We start from the raw sequence: 20,209 nt of genomic DNA, 5'->3' as shown, positions 1-20,209 counted from the left end.
GAGTGTATGGCAAGAGGTGGGTTGGAGACTCCTCCTTTGGTGTTATTTGCGCCTATGCATCCATCCACCGCCGTCCGGCTCTTGACGCCGCATCGGCCGGGATGCTTGACCGGGGCCGGTCAGCCGCGCTCCCGTATCCGGCCCACGCGCTTGAGCAGCCGGTCGGCGTGCTCGAAGAGCTCCGGCCGGGACTGCACGGTGTTGCGCAGCGCCCGCACCGGCGCCCGCCGCGCCCGGTAGCCCAGCGCCACCGGATGCCGCCTGGTCACCCAGCCCTCCGAGACGCTGAGCTCACGGGTCTTGAGCGAGTCCTTGTACGCCTTGCCGCCCCGCCCCAGGTCCAGGTACGCCAGCCCCTCGGCCGCCGCCCCCTCGGCCATCCGCAGGTGCAGCACCAGGCCGGGGGAGTACTTGGCGAAGTCCGGGTCGTACGCCGGGAACCAGCAGGCCAGCACCGTCTGCGAGCGCAGCCCGAAGTGGGCCGCGACCGGCCGGCCGGCCGCGTAGAGCACCGACAGCAGCCCGCTGAAGGACGGCGTGCGGGTGTGGAAGAGCTGCTCGACGAGATGGGCTATCCACGGGCGCGCAAACCGGTCCGCGCGCCCCGTTCTTCGGTACTGCGCCGACTTCCAGCCGGTCAGCACGCGCAGCATCGCCGGATCGCGCTCGTCGTGCACGTACCTGACCTCGCCCACGTCCCGCCCCAGCCGGCGCTCCTTGGCCAGGGTCGTGCGCGTGAACTTCGGCGACTGCTTGCGCAGCGCCGCCAGGTACCGCTCGAACCCCTGGTCGACGTCGATCACGGGCGAGGCGTACGAACCGGAGGCCGTCACCTCGAACGGCTTCTGCCCCTCGATCAGGTGGTCGAACTCCCACAGGGAGAGCCCGCAGGCCGCGAGCAGCTCGCGGGTGTCCCACTGGAAGCCCGGCCGGTGCACCAGGCCCTGGGCGTCCGAGACGCCCAGCCCGATCGCCTGCCCCACCCCCATCGACGTGCGCTGGAAGGGGAAGAAGGCCACCGCCTCGCCGTCCTCCCGCACGACCGCTATCCGTGCCCCGCGCCGGCAGCGCCCCACGGCCAGGGCGAACTCCGGCGCGAGGAAAGGATTCGCGAGCTGCGGCGAGCCGTCCTCCACGGCCCTGGCCTGCAGGGCCGACCACGCCGCCCGGTCGGCCGCGGTGAGCTCGCCGGGCCGGTACACGCTGATGTCCACGGTCACGACGCCCGACTTCTCGAGGCGCGCCCCCGGTGGCGCCGCGCCTGTGCCAGTAGGAAGAGCAGCAGGCTCATGCCCGCCACCGCGGCCACGCCGCCGCGCACCGACCAGGCGTGCAGGGCGAGCATCACCTGGGCCACCAGCAGGTCGGCCGCCAGGGCCCCGCCCGTGGCCACCACGGCCCGGCTGAGCGGGTCCAGCCCGTCCAGCAGCGCCGCCACGGCGCACGCCGGCGCCACGATCAGGTAGAACAAGGTGAACGGCGCCCGCAGCGGAGAGGCGATGTCCGCGAGGGCGAGGGCCCCGCCCACCGCGGCGACCACCGCCGCCGCGCCCGCGGTGACCGGCAGCGAGTCCGCGGCCGGCATCCTCCGGCAGCGGCCGGGCCCCGAGCGCGCACCACCCGGCTCCGTCGAGTCGTCCAGACCGGTGAGATCAGTGAAGCTCTGCATTGGCGACTTTGCCCCCCGAAGCGCCGGATGCCGGGCTTCAATGTCGCGCAGCGGACAAAGGCCCGTCAAGATGTGAAGGCTGTGCGAACGGGTGTTGCCGAACGGCTCCGGCGGCGTGCCACCACAACCGGAAGATGTCCGTCGAATGAACAGTATGCCCACCTGACGCTCAGTCAGTCCGGCTGCTTTGCGAGCAAATTCGTTTGGATGATCGATCGACGGGTGTCTTCCGATTCGAAAATTGACATGGACACTTCCAGAGACACCGGGGCGCTGCTACCACGGTGATGGCGATGACCCCTGCTAGGGAGGTTCCATGAAACTGATCCGCCTCGCCGGCGCGCTCTCCGCGCTGGCCCTCACCGTCACCCTCGCCGCCGGCGGCGCCACCACGGCGCAGGCCGCCGAAGGGACCTCAACTCCCGCCTATGCGGCCCTCGGTGACTCCTACTCCGCCGGCCTGGGGGCGGGCGGCTACGACTCCGCGAGCGGCGACTGCAAGAGAAGCACGAGAGCGTATCCCGCCCTGTGGGCCGCCGCGCACGCCCCCGCGCGCTTCTCCTTCGCCGCCTGTTCGGGGGCCCGTACGGGTGATGTGCTCGACGAACAGCTCTCCTCGCTCTCCACCGCCACCGGGCTGGTGAGCATCAGCATCGGCGGCAACGACGCCGGCTTCGCCGACACCATGTCCACCTGCGTCTTCAACGGGGACGGCCCGTGCCTGGACCGCATCAACAAGGCGCGCTCCTTCATTCAGAACGAGCTGCCGGCCAAGCTCGACAACGTCTACTCGGCCATCAGCTCCAGAGCCCCCCGGGCGCAGGTGGTCGTGCTCGGCTATCCCCGCTTCTACCGGACCGGCGGCACCTGCGTGGGGCTGAGCGACACCAAGAGAAAGGCGATCAACGCCGCCGCCGACCTCATCAACGCCGTCACCGCCAAGCGCGCCGCGGACCACGGCTTCCGCTTCGGTGACGTCAATACGACCTTCGCCGGACACGAGCTGTGCTCCGGCAGCGCGTGGCTGAACAGCGTCACGCTCCCGGTGGACGAGTCCTACCACCCCACCGCCTCCGGCCAGTCCCGCGGCTACCTTCCGGTCTTCTCCTCGGCGGCCGTCCCGGGCGCCCACCCGGCCCACCGTCCGCACTGAGAGTGATTTAGGGTGAATCTATCGGAATGTAGCGTGATTGTCCCCCCTTCCGTGGCGTATTGTCCCGGGCAACAACCGCTCGGTAACGGCAGGTTCACGTCAGCCCTGTCAACGCCCTTGACGGGGTGGTGAATCGGCCCCGCGAATGCGCGGGTGACGCGATGGGGCGATAGGGTTACCCTGCCTGGGCCGGGTGCCTCGTACGGGTGGGGAGTCTCATGGATCAGATAGCTATGCGCAGCAGGGCGCGTGTGCCTGCCATCAGTTACGGGAGCAGTGCGTCCAGTGCACGGCTCGAGCGCCACCTCGCGGTGCTGTCCGGGCCCGCCCTGCCGCAGCGCGACGTCGAGGGCGCCACGGTGCTGATGCGGGAGATCACCTCCCGTGACCAGGCCCGTGCCGGCCAGGAGCGCAGCAGCCAGAGCCGTACGGCCAAGGTCTCCCTGCTCGCCCCGCTGCGGCGGCTGCGCCGCACGCTCTTCGGCAGCCGCAGCGGCTCCCACGCCTGACCCGCACCCGCGGCGTCCGACTCCCGTACGGCCCGCCCCTTCCCCCGGGGGGCAGGCCGCCCGGCCCCGGCATCCCGGCCGGTCAGTGGGCTTCGAGCGTGACGGTGAAGGAGAAGCGGTCACCCCGGTAGCGGATGCGCGCGACGTCGGCGACGCGGCCCGTGTCGTCGTAGGTGATCCCCGTGTAGTGCAGGATCGGGCTGAGCAGCGGCACCTGGAGCAGGCGGGCCGTCTCCGGGTCCGCCAGCCGTGCCTCCACGGTGTCGGTGATGCGGCTGATCCTCACGCCCACGGCGTCGCGCAGCACCTTGGTCATCGGCCAGCGGACGAGGTCCGCGACGTCGATGCGGCGGGCGAGGTCGGGGCGCACCACGTTCTCCGCCCAGTTCGTCGGCTCGCCGCCGGTCCCGTCGCGGCGCAGCCGGCGGTAGGCCACCGCCTCGGTGAGGTCCGGGAAGTGCTCGGCCAGGTCGGGCGGGACGGGCACCGGGCCGTGGTCGAGCAGGTCGGTGCGCTCGCCGGACTGCTGGGCGACGATGGTGTCCACCGAGCCCAGCAGCCGGACCGGGGCGCCGCGCCGGGCGCTGGGCTCGATGAACGTGCCGCGCCGGCGGTGCCGGCTGATGAGCCCCTCCGCCTCCAGCTCCTTCAGCGCCTGCCGCATGGTCAAAACGCTCACGCCGTAGTGCTCGGCCAGGGCGTCCTCGGTGGGCAGGCGCAGCGGGTCCTCCGGGCGCCGGCCGAGTATGGAGGCGCGCAGCGACTGCGAGACCTGGTACCACAGGGGCAGCTTGCGGTTGAGGGCGAGGGAGTCGGGGGCGAAGAGGGTCACGGCGGCTCCGACGGGAAGGAGGGCGGGTCTCAAGGGTGGCGGAAGTGGCGCTCCAGACCCTGCCACACCCCGTCGTAGCCCTGCTGCAGGTGGTCGGCGCCCGCCGCCTGCTCGGTGAGGGTCACCGGCCACCGGGTCTCGAACATGAAGGCCAGGCCGTCGTCGATCTTCTGGGGCACCAGCTCGGCGGCGCTCGCCTTGTCGAACGTGGCGCGGTCGGGGCCGTGCGCCGACATCATGTTGTGCAGGGAGCCGCCGCCGGGCACGAAGCCGCCCTTGCCGGCGCTCTTGGCGTCGTACGCGCCCTCGATCAGGCCCATGTACTCGCTCATCACGTTGCGGTGGAAGTACGGCGGCCGGAAGGTGTCCTCGCCCACCAGCCAGCGCGGCGCGAAGACCACGAAGTCGACACCGGCCAGGCCCGGGGTGTCGGAGGGCGAGGTGAGCACCGTGAAGATCGACGGGTCCGGGTGGTCGTAGCTGATGCTGCCGATGACGTTGAAGCGGCGCAGGTCGTAGACGTAGGGCACGTGGTTGCCGTGCCAGGCGACGACGTCCAGCGGGGAGTGGTCGTAGGTGGCGCTCCAGAGGTTGCCGCAGAACTTGTTGACGACCTCGACCGGGCCCTCGACGTCCTCGTAGGCGGCCACCGGGGCCAGGAAGTCGCGGGCGTTGGCCAGCCCGTTGGCCCCGATCGGGCCGAGGTCGGGCAGGGTGAAGGGCTGGCCGTAGTTCTCGCAGACGTAGCCGCGGGCGGTCGCATCCAGCAGCTCCACCCGGAAGCGCACGCCACGCGGGATCAGCGCCACGTGCCCCGGCTCCGCCCGCAGCAGGCCGAACTCGGTGCGTAGCAGCAGGGCGCCCTGCTGGGGGACGATGAGCAGCTCGCCGTCGGCGTCGCTGAAGACGCGGTCGTGCATGGAGGCGTTGGCGGCGTAGAGGTGGACGGCCATGCCCGCGCGCTGGGCCGCGTCGCCGTTACCGCCCAGGGTCCACAGGCCGGCGACGAAGTCGGTGCCCTCGGCGGGCTCGGGCAGCGGGTCCCAGCGCAGCCGGTTGGGGTCGGGGACGGTCTCGGTGAAGGGCGCCCCGCGCAGGGCGCCGTTCGCGACGCGGGTGAAGGGCGGGTGAGCGGCGGAGGGGCGGATCCGGTACAGCCAGGAGCGGCGGTTGTGCCGGCGGGGCTCGGTGAAGGCGCTGCCGCTCAGCTGCTCGGCGTACAGCCCCAGCGGCGCCCGCTGCGGCGCGTTGCGGCCGTGCGGCAGGGCGCCGGGAACCGCCTCGCTGCTGTGCTCGTTGCCGAAGCCCGGGAGGTAGGACAGCGTCTCCGCGGTCTTCCGGGCCTGCTCGTTGTCGGTACCGCTCATCGCGTGCTCCCACTGCCGACGGATTCCTATGGACGACCGTAGGATTAGTGGGCGGGCACGTCAATGGATGTCCCGGCCGTGCCACTGCGGCGAGGGCAGCTGGACCAGCAGCAGGGTCAGGCCCGCGAGGAGGACGTTGCGGGTGGCGGCCTGCAGTCCGTTCCACTTCGTCGACTGCCACATCGCGAACCACTCCCCGCCTATGGCGAGGAACCCCAGCCCGAACAGCAGCAGGAGCATCACCAGCCCCGCGGTCGTCAGCCGCCGCGCCGGACCGTAGCCCGACCGGCGCGCCAGCGCCCGCAGCCACAGCGCCGTGGCCGCCAGCAGGACCAGCGCCGCCACCGTCTCCCAGACGATGACGGCCACGTAGACGGCGTCCTGCAGCGTGCGGTCGGTGATCGCCCGCCACATCAGGTCGGGATCCTCGAAGGTGGTGTCCATGGCCAGCACGTGCCGGACGAATTCCTGGTTGGTGCCGAAGTCGGTGATGTTGCCGAAGGCGACGAGCGCGATGTGGACCGCCACCGTGGCGGTCAGCGCCGTGGCCGCCCCCGCGAGGGTGCGCCCGGTGGTCATGGGGGCATGCTGCCCGCCGCGGCCCCCCGGCATGCCGACCGGCCGGGGCCCCGCGCCGCAGGAGCCCCGGGCCCGCCCCTGAGCGAGCGCTCAGGGGCGGGTATGGTGGCCGGACGTCTCGTCGCCGAGGAGGGGGCACCGCCATGGGCGCGCAGGCACGACCGACCGGGGAATGGGCCGACGTCACGCCGGACGCGGCCCGCCGGCTGCTCACCGCCGCCGTGCAGTCGTTCGCCGAGCGCGGCTACCACGCCACCACCACCCGCGACATCGCCGGCCGGGCCGGCATGAGCCCCGCCGCGCTCTACATCCACTACCGCACCAAGGAAGAACTCCTCTACCGCATCAGCAGCGTCGGGCACCGCCTCGCCCTCGACGTCCTGCGCCGCGCCCACGACACCCCCGGCACCCCCGCCGAGCGCCTGGCCGAGGCGGTGCGCCGCTTCGTGCGCTGGCACGCCGAGCACCACACCACCGCCCGCGTCGTGCAGTACGAGCTCGGCGCGCTCGGCGAGCAGCACCACGCCGAGATCCTCGCCCTGCGCCGGGAGACGGACGCCGTCGTGCGCGCCATCATCGAGGACGGCGTTGCGGCGGGCGACTTCGACGTCCCCGACGTGCGCGGCACCACCCTTGCGGTGCTCTCCCTGTGCGTCGACGTCGCCCGCTGGTTCACCGCCGACGGCAAGCGCACCCCGGCCGAGGTCGGCGACCTGTACGCGGACCTGGTCCTGCGCATGGTCGGCTGCCGCGCCTGACATACAGTCGGGCGCGTGCCGCAGATATCCCGACAGGTCCACGAGCTCACCGTGGGGCAGCTCTCCGCACGCAGCGGCGTCGCGGTCTCCGCCCTGCACTTCTACGAGTCCAAGGGGCTCATCACCAGCCGGCGCACCGCCGGCAACCAGCGCCGCTACACCAGGGACGCACTGCGCCGGGTGGCCTTCATCCGCGCCTCCCAGCGCGTGGGCATCCCGCTGGCCACCATCGCCGAGGCCCTGGCGACCCTGCCCGACGGCCGCACCCCCAACCGGGCCGACTGGGCCCGGCTTTCGGAGGACTGGCGGACGGAGCTGGAGCAACGCATCGCCCAGCTGACCAAGTTGCGCGACCACCTCGACAACTGCATCGGCTGCGGCTGCCTGTCGCTCGACGCGTGCGCACTGTCCAACCCCGACGACCGCTTCGGGACGCTGGGCGGCAGCGGCTCGCTGCTGACCTGATGCGCCGGCGGCCCCGCTCCGCCGGCCCGGTGGTTCCTGCGCTCCCCGGGCGGTCCGGGGAGCGCGCTCATACCGCCGCGTACTGTTCGGCCAGGGCGTACCTGCGGGTCGCCGACAGTGCCGCGGGTGTGAGCACGGACGTCGGCACCACGATGCCGCAGTCCGTGCAGACGGGACCTTGAAGGGGGTAGCGCTCCAGATCGGTGCGCCACTCGATGCGCTCCTGCGCGCACACCGGGCAGGAGCGCCCCGGTGCGGACTCCATCGCGGCTATGACCCGGCGCAGGACGTCCGCCAGGCGGGCGTCCGGGGTGACCTCGGGCGAGGCGCAGGGCACGATGTCGCACCCGCCCCACGTGTTGCGGTGCCAGTCGTCCACCGCGCTGGGCTGGCGGATTCCCTCGTGCTTCTCACGGCGGCGCCGGCCGGCGAACTCCACCTCGTACGCCAGCCAGACCTCCCGCGCCTCCTCCAGCTCCGCCAGGGCCGCGATCAGCCGGGCGGGGTCGGGGGCGCGGTCGTCCGGGGCGATGCCGGCCCGGGCGCACAGATGGCGCCAGGTCGCCCGGTGCCCGTACGGGGCGAACCGCTCCAGGCACTTGCGCAGGGACGTCCTGCGCAGCGCGATGCTGTTCCGCGGATTGCGCACCTCTCGTGCCAGTGCTCTGAAACCTGCCACTGCATCCCACCTCCGGCGGCGCGGACTCGGATCGACATGGAAGGGACGTAACTCGTCGCCGATCGGATCCCTTCGGGGAAACGGGCGGGCCCCGCGGGCCCGCCCGGCTGCAGGCTCTGCTACCCCGGCAGCGCCCCTCGATGTGGCCTCGCCGCGAAGACGGCCGCTTCGCGCCCGTCGTCAGCGCATCACGCGCCCCGCCAGAAGGACCAGGCGGGCCAGTTCGGCGTGGCAGATGTCACCGTGCGCGCCCGTCGGAGGGCCGCCGAGCCGTACGACCGCGGCGGCGTCGACGTTCACGCAGCCCGTGGCCGGAAGCGCCCCGGCCAGGGCCTCGGCCAGGGTCGTGCGGGCCGTTCCGGCCACGGCCTGCACGCCGTCGTGTCCCATCGCGCCCCAGCGGGCCGCGTCCACGCCCAGCAGGGTCTCCGGGCGTACGGAGTCGGCGTCGCCGGAGATCAGCGATGCCAGCGGGTAGAGCACGCTCAGCGCCGTGTCCAGGCGCGAATGGCAGCACACCACCGGCCCGTCGACCCGCGCCTGCAGCTCCTTGAGCGCCCCGCCCCTGCCGGAGTCGAACGGCAGCTGCGAGGCGAACGCGTAGTGCGAGAAGGCGCCTTGGAGGAGCGTGAGGGAGCCCAGGCACCGCGCGCCCGCCGGCAGCCCGCGCAGCGCGAACGCCACGAGCCGGGCCCCGAAACTGTGCCCCACCAGGTGCACCCGCACGCCGGGGCAGCGCGCCGCCAGCGCCCCCAGCACAGGACCCAGGCCCGCCTGCCCGACGACGCCCGCCCGGCGCTTCATCTCCCAGTACGCCGCCTGCCGCAGCAGCTCCAGCGCCCCGGCCCACAGCCGCCGCACCGCGCCGAACAGGTCGGTGCGCGCCATGCCCGCGAGCGAGAGGGCCTCGGCGAAGGCCGCGCACGCCCGCTCGGGGTCGCCGGAGAACATCGTGGGCTCCGCCGGCTCCCCCGCGCCCTCCTCCAGGTCGTACGCCCAGGCCGCGGAGCCCGCGCCGCCGTCCGCGGCGCCCTGCCGGCCGGAGGTCGTCAGCCGGTGCGCGAGCCCCACGAACTCCGCGAGCCGCACCGGGTCGTCCGGGCGCCGCTCCAGCAGCTCCGCCAGCCGGTCCAGCAGCGCCTCGCTGCCGGGGAACACCCGCGCCAGCGCCTGCAGCGTGGCCGGCTCCAGCACGGGCCACGCGGCGTCGAGCGCCGTCGCCCGCGGCGCCGGGAAATCGGGGACCGGCTCGTCCGCGAAGCGCATGGACGGCCAGATCACACCCGTGTAGCCGAGGCCGCCGTGGTGCGCGGCGCCGGCGAGGAGCGTGGGGAACGGGGCGAAGAAGCGGCCGTAGAGGGCGGTGGCCGAGCTGCGGGTGTTGTTCCACCCGTGCGAGAAGACCACCAGATCGCCGATCCCGTTCTGCGTGACGCCCTCGAGCAGGGCGTCCCGTTCGCCGGGGTCGCAGTGGCCCTCGGCGTCGAAGGTCAGATCCCAGTACGGCCGCACGCCTATGTCCGACATCCCGTCCCCCAAGTCGCCGCTCGCCCGGTGCGCATCGTCCTGCCGTCAAGAGGGGGTGTCCAGCCGTTCCGGCGGCCCTTCACCCGTTGGTGAGGCGCGGTACGAGCCCTTGTGCTACGGGCAGTTGAACGGATGCGGCCGAAGCCCCCGCGCGACCGCCGGTCGCAGTGGCAAGATCCTGAGCGTGAGCCGCGCACCCGGCGCGGCCGCCCCCGCGGACGGAAGGCAGGTGGCGGCGGATGAGCAGCAGAACGGCGACGGCCGGAGCGACGGAGAACGACGGCAGACCGGTGCCGCAGCGCCTGCTGGCCGCTGCCACCCGCCTCTTCGCGGAGCGCGGTTACGACCGCACGTCCGTACAGGAGATCGTGGAGGCCGCGGGCGTCACCAAGGGCGCCCTGTACCACTACTTCGGCTCCAAGGACGACCTGCTGCACGAGGTCTACGGGCGCGTCCTGCGCCTGCAGCAGGAGCGGCTCGACGGTTTCGCGGGCGCCGACGCGCCCGTCGAGCGGCGGCTGCGCGATGCGGCGGCCGACGTCGTGGTGACCACGATAGAGAACCTCGACGACACGAAGATCTTCTTCCGCTCCATGCACCACCTCTCGCCCGAGAAGCTCAAGCAGGTGCGCGCCGAACGCCGCCGCTACCACGAGCGGTTCCGGGCGCTGGTGGAGGAGGGCCAGCGCACCGGGGTCTTCAGCCGGGCCACCCCCGCCGACCTGGTGGTGGACTACCACTTCGGTTCCGTCCACCACCTGGGCAGCTGGTACCGGCCGGACGGGGCGCTCGGCCCCCGCGAGGTGGCCGACCACCTGGCAGACCTGCTGATGCGCGCGCTGCGCCCGTAAGGGGCGCCCCGTCAGGGGCGCGGGGAACTGCGCGATCGGCCACCGACGGCCCGCAGCCGACGCGCCACCGCCGGGCCCGGGCGCAGGACGGCAACTCCGTCTGCGGGCGCGTCGTGGCTTGTCGCGCAGTTCCCCGCGCCCCTACGGGGCATCGTGGCGCACCCCGTGACGAAGCTCCGGCAACGGGCCGACGGGGCAGCGCCCCGTCAGGGGCGCGGGGAACTGCGCGATCGGCCACTGACGGCCCGCAGTCGGCGTACCACGCGGCGACAGCCGCAGATCGACAAGGCCCCGCGCCCCTACGGGGCGCGCCGATAGCGGGCCAGCTCGCGGCGGGCCAGTGACCGCTGGTGGACCTCGTCGGGCCCGTCCGCCAAGCGCAGCGTCCGCGCGGCGGCCCACAGTTCCGCCAGCGGGAAGTCCTGGCCCACCCCGCCCGCGCCGTGCAGCTGCACGGCCCGGTCGACGATGTCCGCCACCGTCCGCGGCGTGGCGATCTTGATGGCCTGGATCTCGGTGTGCGCCCCGCGGTTGCCGACGGTGTCCATCAGCCACGCGGTCTTCAGCACCAGCAGCCGCAGCTGTTCGATCGCCACCCGCGAGTCGGCGATCCACTGCTGCACCACCCCCTGGTCGGCCAGCGGCCCGCCGAACGCGGTGCGTTCCACCGCGCGCCGGCACATCAGCTCCACGGCCCGCTCGGCCATGCCGATCAGACGCATGCAGTGGTGGATCCGGCCCGGTCCGAGCCGGGCCTGGGCGATGGCGAAGCCGCCGCCCTCCTCGCCCACGAGGTTCGTCACCGGCACCCGTACCCGGTCCAGGACCACCTCGGCGTGGCCCCCGTGGTAGTGGTCCTCGTAGCCGTAGACGCGCATCGCGCGCCGCACTTCCACGCCCGGGGTGTCGCGCGGCACCAGGACCATGGACTGCCTGCGGCGCACGTCCGGGGCGCCGGGGTCCGTCACGCCCATGACGATCAGGATGCGGCACTCGGGGTGCAGGGCGCCGGAGATGTACCACTTGCGGCCTGTGATGACGTACGCGTCGCCGTCGCGCTCGATGCGGGTGGCGATGTTCGTCGCGTCGGAGGAGGCGACGTCCGGCTCGGTCATGGCGAACGCCGAGCGCATCTCGCCGGCCAGCAGCGGCGCCAGCCACCGCTCGCGCTGCTCCGGGGTGCCGAACTGGGCGAGCAGTTCCATGTTCCCGGTGTCGGGTGCCGCGCAGTTCACGGCGGTGGGGGCCAGCTGCGGGCTGCGACCGGTGATCTCGGCGAGCGGCGCGTACTGCAGGTTGGTCAGCCCGGCGCCGTACTTCTCATCCGGAAGGAACAGGTTCCACAGCCCGCGGCGGCGGGCCTCGGCCTTGAGCTCCTCGACCACCGGCGGTACGTCCCAGGGCGAGGCGAGTGCGGCCCGCTGGGCCGCGGCGGTGGCCTCCGCCGGGTACACGCACTCCTCCATGAAGGCCAGCAGTCTCTCGCGCAGCTCCTCGGTGCGCGCGTCGAACGCGAAGTCCACAGTGGCCTCCTCAGCCCGTGCGCAGGGTGGTCAGTCCGCCCTCGACGAACTGCGGGACGAGCTCGCCGATGCGGTCGAAGCCCGTGCCGACGGTCTGCCCGAGGGTGTAGCGGTAGTGGATGCCCTCCAGGATGACGGCCAGCTTGAAGTAGGCGAAGGCCGTGTACCAGGGCAGCGCGGAGACGTCCCGGCCGGAGCGGTCCGCGTAGCGCCGGGCGATCTCGGTGGGGGAGGGGTGGCCGGGGGCGTCGCGGGTGGTGCTCACCGGCGAGCCCGGCACCGCCGTGAGGCTGCTGTACATCATCAGCAGGCCCAGGTCGGTCAGCGGGTCGCCGAGCGTGGACATCTCCCAGTCCAGCACGGCCCGTACGGTGTCGTCGTCGCCGACGAGCACGTTGTCCAGGCGGTAGTCGCCGTGCACCACGGCCGGCGCGCCGGACGCCGGCAGAGCGGTGGCCAGTGCCGTGTGCAGCTCGTCGATGCCGGCCAGCTCCCGGCTGCGGGACGCCTCCAACTGGGCGCCCCAGCGCCGCAACTGCCGCTCCAGGAAGCCCTCGGGCCGCCCGAAGTCCGCGAGCCCGACCGCCGCCGGGTCCACGGCGTGCAGGGCGACGAGGGTGTCGGTCAGGTGCAGCACCACCGCCCGGGTGCGCTCGGGCCCGATCGCCGCGAGCTGCCGCGCCGAGCGGTAGGGCGTGCCCGGCACGAACTCCATGACGTAGAACGGCGCCCCGAGCACGTCCTCGTCCTCGCACAGCAGCAGCGGCGCGGGCACCGGCACGTTCGTGCCGCGCAGGGCGCCGATGACGCGGTGCTCGCGCCGCATGTCGTGGGCGGTGGCGAGCACGTGCCCCAGCGGCGGCCGGCGCACCACCCAGCACCCGCCGGCGTCGTCGGCGATGCGGTAGGTGAGGTTGGAGCGCCCTCCCTCGATCAGCTCGGCTCGCAGCGGCCCGGCGACCAGCCCGGGCCGTTCTCGGTCCAGGTACGCCCGCAACCGCTCGGGGTCCAGACCCGGTGGTGCACCGGCACGGCTCATCGCGCGCTCCTTCACGGGGGTTGCCCTCGGGTGACGCCGATCATGATGCCGACCAGTCGGTATGACGTCCAGGGGCCGACGGGGCCGACGGGGCCGACGGGGCCGCGGGGCGCGGCCTACAGGTGGCAGGCGACCGGCTTGCCGCCGTTGAGCTGCGCCATGTCGCCGAAGACGGTGGGCACGTCGAGGGGGGAGCCCGGGGGCAGGCCGTCGAGTTCGGCGTAGGCGCGGTGGATGTTGGCGACCAGGCGCTCGCTCTCCTGCAGGGCGGCGAACTCGCCGAGGTCGGCCTCGCGGGCCGCTTCCAGCGGGGTGCGCCCGGCCGCGTGGGCGGTGCGGGCCAGCTCCTGGACCCGGCGCAGGTACGCCTCGACGGTGTCGTACGCGCTCGGGTCGGTGACGCGGCCGTGGCCGGGGACGACCACCCGGGCGTCGAGGCCCCGCAGGACGTCCAGGGCCCGCAGCCAGCCGCTGATGGAGCCCATCATGGCGAAGGGCGTGCCGCCGTTGAAGACCAGGTCGCCGGTGAAGACCACGCCGTGCTGCGGGAGGTGGACGATGGTGTCGCCGATGGTATGGGCGGGACCCGGGTGGATCAGGTGCACCTCCGTCCCGCCGAGGTGCACGGTCATCGTGCCGGTGTAGGTGACGTCCGGCGCGGTGACCTCGACGTGCCCGTAGTCGATCTGCGGCCAGGCGACGTGCAGTTGCAGGCCGGCCGCCAGGGTCTCGCTGCGGCAGGCGGCGTGCCCGACGACGGTGGCCGCCGGGGTGAAGACGCAGTTGCCGTAGGTGTGGTCGCCGTGGTGGTGGGTGTTGACCACCATGGACGGCAGGGGGGCGCCGCTCGCCAGGACGGCGTCGCGCAGCAGCAGGGCGCGGCGCTCCGTGGCGGCCGTGTCGATCAGCAGGGTGCGCCCGCCGTCGGTGACGAAGCCCGCGTTGTTCAGGCACCAGCCGCCGTCGGGCTGCACGTAGGCCGTGACGCCGGGCGCGAGCGGCACGGTGTACGGCTCGGTCTCCGTCTCCCCGGTCCGGGGCGTGGTCGTGCTGCACATGGATGTCTCCCTGGTCGTCACCGGCCGCCAGGATACGGGCGGGCGGCGGGCGGCAGGTGACCGGTCGTCAGGCGCGGCGCTCCTGGCCGGTGTGCTCCAGGCCCGGGCGCAGCCGCTCCAGCAGCCCGTACAGCACCGTGCGCTCCTGCTCGTCCAGGGTGTCGAGGGCACTGTGGGTGGCCTGCATCTCGGCGCGCACCCGGCGGATGGTCTCCCGGCCCTCGTCGGTGGCCACCACGTTCTTCACCCGGCGGTCGCCGGGGTCGGGCTCGCGGCGCACCAGGCCGCGGGCCTCCAGCCGGTCGACGATGCCGGTGACGTTGGAGGCGTCGCAGACCAGCACGGTGGCCAGGCCGCGCATCGGCACCGGCCCCTTGAGCTGGGCCAGCAGCTTGGCCTGGACGGAGGTCAGGCCGTGCCGGGCAGCGGCGGCGGCGAAGTCCTGCCACTGGGCGGTGCCGAGCGCCGCCACGAGTTCGAGGAGCTGGGCCTTCGACGGGGTCGACGGGGGAGTGCTCATGCCCTGGAGTCTACTCAAGAGGTTGAGTGCTTAAATCATTAACTTGACTATCTGAAGTATCCGGGCGTACGGTTCCCCAGTTGCTTGACGATTTCAAGCATCCATGTCGTGAAGTAACACGAAGGAACCCCGCGTACCCATGTCCTCCGACTCCCGCGCCACGTCGTCCGCCGGCAGCAGGGCCGAGACCAGAACCGTCTTCGCCCTGAGCCTGGCCGCCATGGTCGTCTCGATGATGCAGACGCTCGTCGTGCCGATCCTCGGCCTCATCCAGAACGACCTGCACACCAGCTCCGCCAACGTCAGCTGGGTCACCACCGCCACCCTGCTCTCGGCCGCCGTCTTCACCCCGCTCCTGGGCCGCTTCGGCGACCAGCACGGCAAGAAGCAGACCCTGGTCGGCGTGCTGATCGTCATGGTCGCCGGCTCCGTCCTGGCCGCCGTCACGCACTCCCTGCCCTGGCTGATCACCGGCCGGGTGCTGCAGGGCGCCGCCACCGCGATCTTCCCGCTCGCCCTGTCCGTGCTGCGCGAGGAGGTCCGCCCGGCGAAGCTGCCCGGCGCCATGGCCATGGTCAGCGGCACCCTCGCCTTCGGCAGCGGCCTGGCCCTCGTCGCCACCGGCCTGCTCACCTCCGGCGACAACCCCGACTACCGCAGCGCCTTCTGGCTGGCCACCGGCCTGGCCGCGCTCGCCCTGATCGCCGTCGTCACCCTGGTGCCCGCCACTCGCGAGACCACCGGCGGCCGCACCGACGTCCTGGGCGCGCTGACCCTGGCCGCGACCCTGATCCTGCTCCTGCTGCCCATCACCCAGGGCCACGAGTGGGGCTGGTCCTCCACCCGGACGATCGGCTGCTTCGCCGGCGCCGCCGTCATGGCCGCCCTGTGGACGCTGGTCGAGCTGAAGGTGCGCGAGCCGCTCGTCGACATGCGCATGTTCGCCCACCGCCCGGTGCTCTTCGCCAACATCGCCGGCCTGCTCGTCGGCTTCGGCTCCTTCGCCCTGTTCATCGGCGTCTCCTACCTCGTCCAGATGCCGTCGAAGGTCACCGGCTACGGCTTCGACGCCAGCGTCCTGCGCGCCTCCGTCGAATACCTGCTGCCCTCCACGATCGTCTCGCTGCTCGCCGCCCCCGTCGGCGGCCAGCTCGTCCGGCACAAGGGCCCGCGCCTGGTCCTGATCCTCGCCTCCCTCGTCGGCACCGCCGGCTTCGCCTGGATCGCGCTGGACCACGACCACGCCTACTCCGTCATCGCCGCGGGCATGTGCGTCGGCGCGGCCATCAGCCTCGGCTACGCCGCCATGCCGGCCGTGATCGTCGCCAGCGTGCCGCACCACCAGACCGGCATCGCCAACGGCATCAACTCCATCTCCCGCTCCACCGGCAGCGCCATCGGCAGTGCGATGATCACCACGGTCCTCGCCTCCAAGAGCATCGAGCACCTGCCGCCGGGCGTGCCGAAGCTGCCGGCCGAGAGCCAGTTCGGACTGACGTTCGTCATCGCGGGCGCCGCGTTCCTGCTGGTCTCGCTGGTGGCCTGGCTGGGCCTGCGCACCCTGGCCGCCCGGCGGACCGGCGCGGTGGCGGACGCCGGCGAGGCCGCCGAGGCTGAAGCCGTCACCGCGACCCGCTGAACCCCGCTCGCTGCACCACTCAGGAAGGAGTCATCACCATGAAGGCAGTCAGCTACCGCGCCTACGGCGGCCCCGAGGTCCTCGAGTACGGCGAGCTGCCCCGGCCCAAGATCGCCCCCGACTCGGTGCTGATCGAGGTCAGGGCGGCGGCGGTCAACCCCGTCGACTGGAAGGCCCAGGCCGGCTACCTCGACCCCCTCCTGGACGCCGTCTTCCCCGTCGTCCCCGGCTGGGACGTCGCCGGCGTCGTCGTCGAGCAGGGCGTGGACGCCCCCGAGTTCGCGGTGGGCGACGAGGTCATCGGCTACGTCCGCAAGGACGTCCTCTCCGGCGGCACCTTCGCCGAGTACGTGGCCGCACCCGTGCGCACGCTCGCCCGCAAGCCGGCCAACCTGTCCTTCGAGCAGGCCGCCGGCCTGCCGCTGGCCGGGCTGACCGCCTACCAGGCGCTGCGCGCGGCGGACGTCGGCGAGGGCGACACCGTCCTCGTCCACGCCGCCGCGGGCGGCGTCGGCTCCCTGGGCGTCCAGCTCGCCCGCCACCTCGGCGCCCGCGTCATCGGCACCGCCAGCGAGCGCAACCACGACTACCTACGCTCCCTCGGCGCCGAACCCGTCACCTACGGCGACGGGCTGGCCGACCGGGTCCGCGCGCTCGCGCCCGAGGGCGTGCACGCGGTCATGGACTTCGTCGGCGACGGCGCCGCCCGCACCACGCCGCAGCTCGCGGCGGAGGGCGGCGCCCGCCTGGTCTCCATCGCCGACCCGGAGACCGCCGCCGCCCTGGGCGGCCGCCTGCTGTGGGTCCGCCCGGACGCCGCCGACCTCACGGCCCTCGCCCACCTGGCGGAACAGGGCGTCCTGACGGTCGATGTGGCGGAGGTCTTCCCCCTGGAGAAGACGGCGGACGCGCATCGCTTGAGCGCGCAGGGCCACACGCGCGGCAAGATCGTGGTGCGGGTGCGATAGCCCTGCGGGGCCTGCCCTCAAGCGCCGGACGGGCCGGCTTCGCCGGCCCGTCCGGCGTTCAGCCGGAACCCTCCCGGAACCGGCGGAGCCGTTCGTACGCCTCGTACCCGTCCGGGACCCATCGCCACTCGGCCAGGCGCGCCGCGACCTCCTCCTCCGGGAGGAAGTCCCACCAGGCGACCTCCTCCACCTGCGGCCGCACGGCCGCGTCGCACCGCACCTCGTACACCGCCGACCACCACCCCCCGTGCCCGTCGGCCGAGGTGTACAGGAAGCGGAAGAGCGGCCGGGGGGCCGGCAGGCCGGTGACGCCGAGTTCCTCCTCGGCCTCCCGCAGCGCCGCCGCGTCGTACGTCTCGCCCGCGCCCACGACGCCGCCCACGAACATGTCGTACATCGACGGGAAGACCAGCTTGGCCGCCGTGCGGCGGTGCACGAAGATCCGGCCGTGTGCGTCGCGCGCCTGGACGAAGACGCAGCGGTGCAGCAGCCCCTTCGCGTACACCTCGCCGCGCGGTGCGCGGCCGATCACCCGGTCGTGCTCGTCGACGACGTCCAGCACCTCGTCCGCAGGGTCGGTCATGCCCGGCAGCCTAGGGGCTGTCCGGCGGATCGTGCAGCGCCCCCGATGGGGCGCCCTAGGGCCTGTCCGGCGGATCTTCGTTACGCGGCACCACGGCGCCCCCTCAGGGGCGCGGGGAACTGCGCGACAAGCCACGACGCACCCGCAGGCAGAGTGCCGTGCTGCTCCCGGACCCCCCCGGGGACGGCACGTCGACTGCAGGCCGTCAGTGGCCGATCGCGCAGTTCCCCGCGCCCCTGACGGGCGCTGCCCGATCCGCCGGACAGGCCCTAGTGCGGCTGGAGGTCCCGTATCCGGCCCTCCTCCTTCATGCCCGACGGCATGGCCGGGTGCCGGCCGATGAGCACGATGCCGCAGACGATGGCCGCCAGGCCCGCCGCCTGGACGGCCAGCGCGGCCGGTGTGGTGCGCACCTGGTCGCCGAGGAAGCCGATGCCGCAGGCGATGCCGGCCAGTGGCTGGGCCGCCGTCAGGGCGGGCAGGGACATCCGCAGGGGCGCCGTCTCGAAGGCGCTCTGCACGAGGACGAGCCCGGTCAGGCCGAGGGCCAGCACGGCGTACGGTTGCCAGCCGGTGACGAGCTCGGCCCAGCCGCCGTGGGAGAAGCGTTCGCCGCTGACCCGGGTGAGGGCGTCCTGCACGCCGTACAGCAGGCCGGCGGCCACGGCCAGCAGGGCGGCTTCGGTGCTCATGCGCACCCGTTTGGAGGCCGCGGCGAGCAGCAGGGCCGTGCCGACCATGATGCCGAGGACGAGCCAGTGCCGCAGCGGGTCGGTGACCGCGTGGCCGCCGTGCGGGCGTCCGGCGACGATGAAGGCGGCCACGCCGCCCGCCAGCAGCCACAGCCCGCACCAGCCGTCGCGGCCGAGGGGTTGTTTGGTCTGCCAGCGGGAGAGGGCCATGGCGAAGAGCAGGTTGGTCGCCATCAGGGGGTCGACCAGGGAGACCTCGCCCCGGCTGAGGGCGACGGCGCCGAGCCCCATGCCGCAGACCATCAGTCCGATGCCGGCCAGCCAGCGCGGCATGCGGGCGAGGTCGAGCAGCAGCCGCAGGGACAGGAAGTCGCTCATGGGGGCCCGCTGGGCGGCGTTCTGCTGAAGGACGAACCCCACGCCCAGGCAGCAGGCCGCGGCCACGGCGAGTGCGAAGACCATCACGTCGTGCACCTCAAGACCGTGCGGTCGTAGGAGACTTGACAACAAGACGATAGCCGCACCAGGAGTGGTGCCCCGGCCGAGTACCCGCGTTTCGGTCGTTCATCCGGACAGGCGAGAAGACGGACAAACGTTCGACGTTCACGAGTGCGGCAATCGAGGGGCTGTATTGGCTGCCCGAGGTAACGATCTGCTGCACAGTCCCGGCCGCACGGGGGACGGCAACGGGCCCTCCCGCTAGCTTACTTGACGTCACTTCAGCACCAAGATCCACCCTTGACGCGGAGCCGTGACTACCGGTTTGCTGTGCGTGACCGTACGCCGTGGAGGAAGCCCGCAGATGACGCCCCCACCCCCCTTGGGCCGCCACCGGAACAAGGACGGGCTGACCTTCGACCCCGCCCTCGACGACACCGAGCTGGCCGGCGCGCGCGACGCCCTGGCCCGCGGCCGCTGGAACGAGGCCCGCCGGCTGATCGCCCGCACCGGGGACGACTGGGACCGCCGCGGCCACCGCCTCCTCGTCCTGGCCGAGGGCGCCACCAGCGCCGTCTGGGCCCGGGAGTGGCAGCTCGCCGAGCCCGACAGCGCGGACGCCGCCCTCCTGCTCGCCTGTGCCTCGGTCTTCCGCGCCCTGGACGGCAAGGAGCCCCCCGACACCGCCCGCGCCCTGTGCCTGGCGGCCGCCAGGACCACGCCCCGCGACCCCACCCCCTGGCTCGGCCTGCTCGTCCTCGCCCGCCGCACCGGCACCGACGACGAGTGCGTACGCGCTTTCGACCAGGTGCGCGCCCGGCACCGCGACCACCACCACGCCCACCACCTGATGGCGGCCCGCCTCGCCGAGCACCAGAAGGGCGACCGCGACGACCCCCTGCACGAGGTCTACGACTTCGCCGCCTGGGCCGCCGAGCAGGCACCGGCCGACTCCCCGCTGGCCGTCCTGCCCGTCGTCGCGCACGCCGAGCGCTACCGGGTCCTGGCCGGCGCCGGGCTGGAGCCGGCCGACCCGGCCCGCTCGGGCCACTGGAGCACCCGCCGGGCCCGACAGGTGATGAAGGCCGCCTTCGACTGGTGGCTGGAGTGGGACACCGACGAGGGCGCCGGCACCGGCGCCCGGGCCCCCGCCGCCCACCCCCGGCGCAAGGTCGACCTCAACTTCCTCGCCCACGCCAAGTTCCACGAGGGCCGCCCGGCCGAGGCCGCCGCCCTGCTCACCCGCATCGGGCCGCACGCCACGCACGCCCCCTGGGCCTACCCCGACCGGGACCCCCGCACGGCGCTGCGCGCCGTGCGCCGGGCCGCGCTCGGCATCGCCTGACCCCGCACCCCCCCG

At 73.3% G+C, this 20,209-nt stretch carries 21 protein-coding genes; 8 read left to right on the top strand and 13 right to left on the bottom strand.

Translation table 11 applies throughout. The annotated features are described in order from the left end of the window. Positions 1-119: 119 nt before the first annotated feature. On the bottom strand, positions 120-1,214 hold the full coding sequence (locus ABD361_RS24545) for a GNAT family N-acetyltransferase (protein ID WP_344438103.1): 1,095 nt from the start codon (positions 1,212-1,214) through the stop codon (positions 120-122). Between the two features lie 2 nt (positions 1,215-1,216). After that, positions 1,217-1,669: a hypothetical protein gene (locus tag ABD361_RS24540; RefSeq protein WP_344438014.1), complete on the bottom strand. Its 453-nt coding sequence runs from the start codon at positions 1,667-1,669 to the stop codon at positions 1,217-1,219. A gap of 316 nt (positions 1,670-1,985) precedes the next feature. On the opposite strand from ABD361_RS24540, the gene ABD361_RS24535 reads away from it, so the two are divergent. Together ABD361_RS24535 and ABD361_RS24530 are read left to right on the top strand one after the other, a co-directional pair. Then, positions 1,986-2,822: an SGNH/GDSL hydrolase family protein gene (locus tag ABD361_RS24535; RefSeq protein ID WP_344438012.1), complete on the top strand. Its 837-nt coding sequence runs from the start codon at positions 1,986-1,988 to the stop codon at positions 2,820-2,822. 218 nt (positions 2,823-3,040) lie between these two features. Further along, entirely contained in the window at positions 3,041-3,331 is a 291-nt protein-coding gene (locus tag ABD361_RS24530) for a hypothetical protein (RefSeq protein ID WP_344438009.1), read from the top strand. Positions 3,332-3,413: 82 nt separating this feature from the next. Here ABD361_RS24530 and ABD361_RS24525 read toward each other — a convergent pair whose 3' ends face one another. Genes ABD361_RS24525 through ABD361_RS24515 form a run of 3 tightly spaced genes read right to left on the bottom strand, consistent with a single transcriptional unit; the run spans position 3,414 to position 6,109 of the window. After that, entirely contained in the window at positions 3,414-4,163 is a 750-nt protein-coding gene (locus ABD361_RS24525) for a GntR family transcriptional regulator (RefSeq protein WP_344438006.1), read from the bottom strand. A 29-nt stretch (positions 4,164-4,192) separates the two neighbouring features. Next, complete coding sequence (hmgA, locus tag ABD361_RS24520) at positions 4,193-5,530, bottom strand: homogentisate 1,2-dioxygenase (protein ID WP_344438004.1); 1,338 nt, start codon at positions 5,528-5,530, stop codon at positions 4,193-4,195. Positions 5,531-5,590: 60 nt separating this feature from the next. Then, complete coding sequence (locus tag ABD361_RS24515) at positions 5,591-6,109, bottom strand: DUF2165 domain-containing protein (RefSeq protein ID WP_344438002.1); 519 nt, start codon at positions 6,107-6,109, stop codon at positions 5,591-5,593. Between the two features lie 143 nt (positions 6,110-6,252). On the opposite strand from ABD361_RS24515, the gene ABD361_RS24510 reads away from it, so the two are divergent. Next, complete coding sequence (locus ABD361_RS24510) at positions 6,253-6,867, top strand: TetR/AcrR family transcriptional regulator (protein ID WP_344438000.1); 615 nt, start codon at positions 6,253-6,255, stop codon at positions 6,865-6,867. Between the two features lie 15 nt (positions 6,868-6,882). Beyond that, on the top strand, positions 6,883-7,332 hold the full coding sequence (gene soxR, locus ABD361_RS24505) for a redox-sensitive transcriptional activator SoxR (protein WP_344437998.1): 450 nt from the start codon (positions 6,883-6,885) through the stop codon (positions 7,330-7,332). A gap of 67 nt (positions 7,333-7,399) precedes the next feature. On the opposite strand, the gene ABD361_RS24500 is transcribed toward soxR, so the two are convergent. Both ABD361_RS24500 and ABD361_RS24495 read right to left on the bottom strand, forming a co-directional pair. Continuing rightward, positions 7,400-8,011 (bottom strand): hypothetical protein, encoded by a 612-nt coding sequence (locus ABD361_RS24500; protein ID WP_344437996.1) that lies wholly within the window; start codon positions 8,009-8,011, stop codon positions 7,400-7,402. A 180-nt stretch (positions 8,012-8,191) separates the two neighbouring features. Continuing rightward, a complete protein-coding gene (locus ABD361_RS24495; protein WP_344437994.1) occupies positions 8,192-9,538 on the bottom strand; it encodes a serine-threonine protein kinase in 1,347 nt (448 codons plus the stop codon). Between the two features lie 239 nt (positions 9,539-9,777). Between ABD361_RS24495 and ABD361_RS24490 the strand changes: the two genes are divergently transcribed. Then, entirely contained in the window at positions 9,778-10,389 is a 612-nt protein-coding gene (locus tag ABD361_RS24490; RefSeq protein ID WP_344437992.1) for a TetR/AcrR family transcriptional regulator, read from the top strand. A 299-nt stretch (positions 10,390-10,688) separates the two neighbouring features. Here the strand turns inward: ABD361_RS24490 and ABD361_RS24485 are convergent, their stop codons facing one another. The 4 genes from ABD361_RS24485 to ABD361_RS24470 form a co-directional block, all read right to left on the bottom strand. After that, positions 10,689-11,912: an acyl-CoA dehydrogenase family protein gene (locus ABD361_RS24485; RefSeq protein WP_344437990.1), complete on the bottom strand. Its 1,224-nt coding sequence runs from the start codon at positions 11,910-11,912 to the stop codon at positions 10,689-10,691. Positions 11,913-11,922: 10 nt separating this feature from the next. Then, a complete protein-coding gene (locus ABD361_RS24480) occupies positions 11,923-12,951 on the bottom strand; it encodes a phosphotransferase family protein (protein WP_344437987.1) in 1,029 nt (342 codons plus the stop codon). Between the two features lie 116 nt (positions 12,952-13,067). After that, a complete protein-coding gene (locus ABD361_RS24475; RefSeq protein ID WP_344437986.1) occupies positions 13,068-14,009 on the bottom strand; it encodes an MBL fold metallo-hydrolase in 942 nt (313 codons plus the stop codon). 67 nt (positions 14,010-14,076) lie between these two features. Beyond that, complete coding sequence (locus ABD361_RS24470) at positions 14,077-14,529, bottom strand: MarR family winged helix-turn-helix transcriptional regulator (RefSeq protein ID WP_344437984.1); 453 nt, start codon at positions 14,527-14,529, stop codon at positions 14,077-14,079. Positions 14,530-14,668: 139 nt separating this feature from the next. On the opposite strand from ABD361_RS24470, the gene ABD361_RS24465 reads away from it, so the two are divergent. Together ABD361_RS24465 and ABD361_RS24460 are read left to right on the top strand one after the other, a co-directional pair. Further along, positions 14,669-16,168 (top strand): MFS transporter, encoded by a 1,500-nt coding sequence (locus tag ABD361_RS24465; RefSeq protein ID WP_344437982.1) that lies wholly within the window; start codon positions 14,669-14,671, stop codon positions 16,166-16,168. 38 nt (positions 16,169-16,206) lie between these two features. Continuing rightward, positions 16,207-17,136, top strand: coding sequence for an NADP-dependent oxidoreductase (locus tag ABD361_RS24460; protein ID WP_344437980.1), 930 nt, complete (start codon positions 16,207-16,209; stop codon positions 17,134-17,136). A gap of 58 nt (positions 17,137-17,194) precedes the next feature. Here the strand turns inward: ABD361_RS24460 and ABD361_RS24455 are convergent, their stop codons facing one another. After that, entirely contained in the window at positions 17,195-17,719 is a 525-nt protein-coding gene (locus tag ABD361_RS24455; RefSeq protein ID WP_344437978.1) for an NUDIX domain-containing protein, read from the bottom strand. Positions 17,720-17,988: 269 nt separating this feature from the next. After that, entirely contained in the window at positions 17,989-18,873 is an 885-nt protein-coding gene (locus ABD361_RS24450) for a DMT family transporter (protein ID WP_344438101.1), read from the bottom strand. Positions 18,874-19,213: 340 nt separating this feature from the next. On the opposite strand from ABD361_RS24450, the gene ABD361_RS24445 reads away from it, so the two are divergent. Next, positions 19,214-20,194: a hypothetical protein gene (locus tag ABD361_RS24445; protein WP_344437975.1), complete on the top strand. Its 981-nt coding sequence runs from the start codon at positions 19,214-19,216 to the stop codon at positions 20,192-20,194. Positions 20,195-20,209: the final 15 nt, after the last annotated feature.

It is taken from the genome of Streptomyces luteosporeus (assembly GCF_039532865.1).
Taxonomy (GTDB): Bacteria; Actinomycetota; Actinomycetes; order Streptomycetales; family Streptomycetaceae; genus Streptomyces; species Streptomyces luteosporeus.
Note: the sequence above shows the minus strand (reverse complement) of the source record. Positions and strands in the feature narration are given on the sequence as shown.

Bases quoted from the DNA above. Each gene is read 5' to 3' on its own strand.
- ABD361_RS24540 (WP_344438014.1), bottom strand. From the start codon at position 1,669: ATGCAGAGCTTCACTGATCTCACCGGTCTGGACGACTCGACGGAGCCG.
- ABD361_RS24535 (WP_344438012.1), top strand. From the start codon at position 1,986: ATGAAACTGATCCGCCTCGCCGGCGCGCTCTCCGCGCTGGCCCTCACC.
- ABD361_RS24530 (WP_344438009.1), top strand. From the start codon at position 3,041: ATGGATCAGATAGCTATGCGCAGCAGGGCGCGTGTGCCTGCCATCAGT.
- hmgA (WP_344438004.1), bottom strand. From the start codon at position 5,530: ATGAGCGGTACCGACAACGAGCAGGCCCGGAAGACCGCGGAGACGCTG.
- ABD361_RS24515 (WP_344438002.1), bottom strand. From the start codon at position 6,109: ATGACCACCGGGCGCACCCTCGCGGGGGCGGCCACGGCGCTGACCGCC.
- ABD361_RS24510 (WP_344438000.1), top strand. From the start codon at position 6,253: ATGGGCGCGCAGGCACGACCGACCGGGGAATGGGCCGACGTCACGCCG.
- ABD361_RS24495 (WP_344437994.1), bottom strand. From the start codon at position 9,538: ATGTCGGACATAGGCGTGCGGCCGTACTGGGATCTGACCTTCGACGCC.
- ABD361_RS24490 (WP_344437992.1), top strand. From the start codon at position 9,778: ATGAGCAGCAGAACGGCGACGGCCGGAGCGACGGAGAACGACGGCAGA.
- ABD361_RS24480 (WP_344437987.1), bottom strand. From the start codon at position 12,951: ATGAGCCGTGCCGGTGCACCACCGGGTCTGGACCCCGAGCGGTTGCGG.
- ABD361_RS24475 (WP_344437986.1), bottom strand. From the start codon at position 14,009: ATGTGCAGCACGACCACGCCCCGGACCGGGGAGACGGAGACCGAGCCG.
- ABD361_RS24470 (WP_344437984.1), bottom strand. From the start codon at position 14,529: ATGAGCACTCCCCCGTCGACCCCGTCGAAGGCCCAGCTCCTCGAACTC.
- ABD361_RS24465 (WP_344437982.1), top strand. From the start codon at position 14,669: ATGTCCTCCGACTCCCGCGCCACGTCGTCCGCCGGCAGCAGGGCCGAG.
- ABD361_RS24460 (WP_344437980.1), top strand. From the start codon at position 16,207: ATGAAGGCAGTCAGCTACCGCGCCTACGGCGGCCCCGAGGTCCTCGAG.
- ABD361_RS24455 (WP_344437978.1), bottom strand. From the start codon at position 17,719: ATGACCGACCCTGCGGACGAGGTGCTGGACGTCGTCGACGAGCACGAC.
- ABD361_RS24450 (WP_344438101.1), bottom strand. From the start codon at position 18,873: ATGGTCTTCGCACTCGCCGTGGCCGCGGCCTGCTGCCTGGGCGTGGGG.
- ABD361_RS24445 (WP_344437975.1), top strand. From the start codon at position 19,214: ATGACGCCCCCACCCCCCTTGGGCCGCCACCGGAACAAGGACGGGCTG.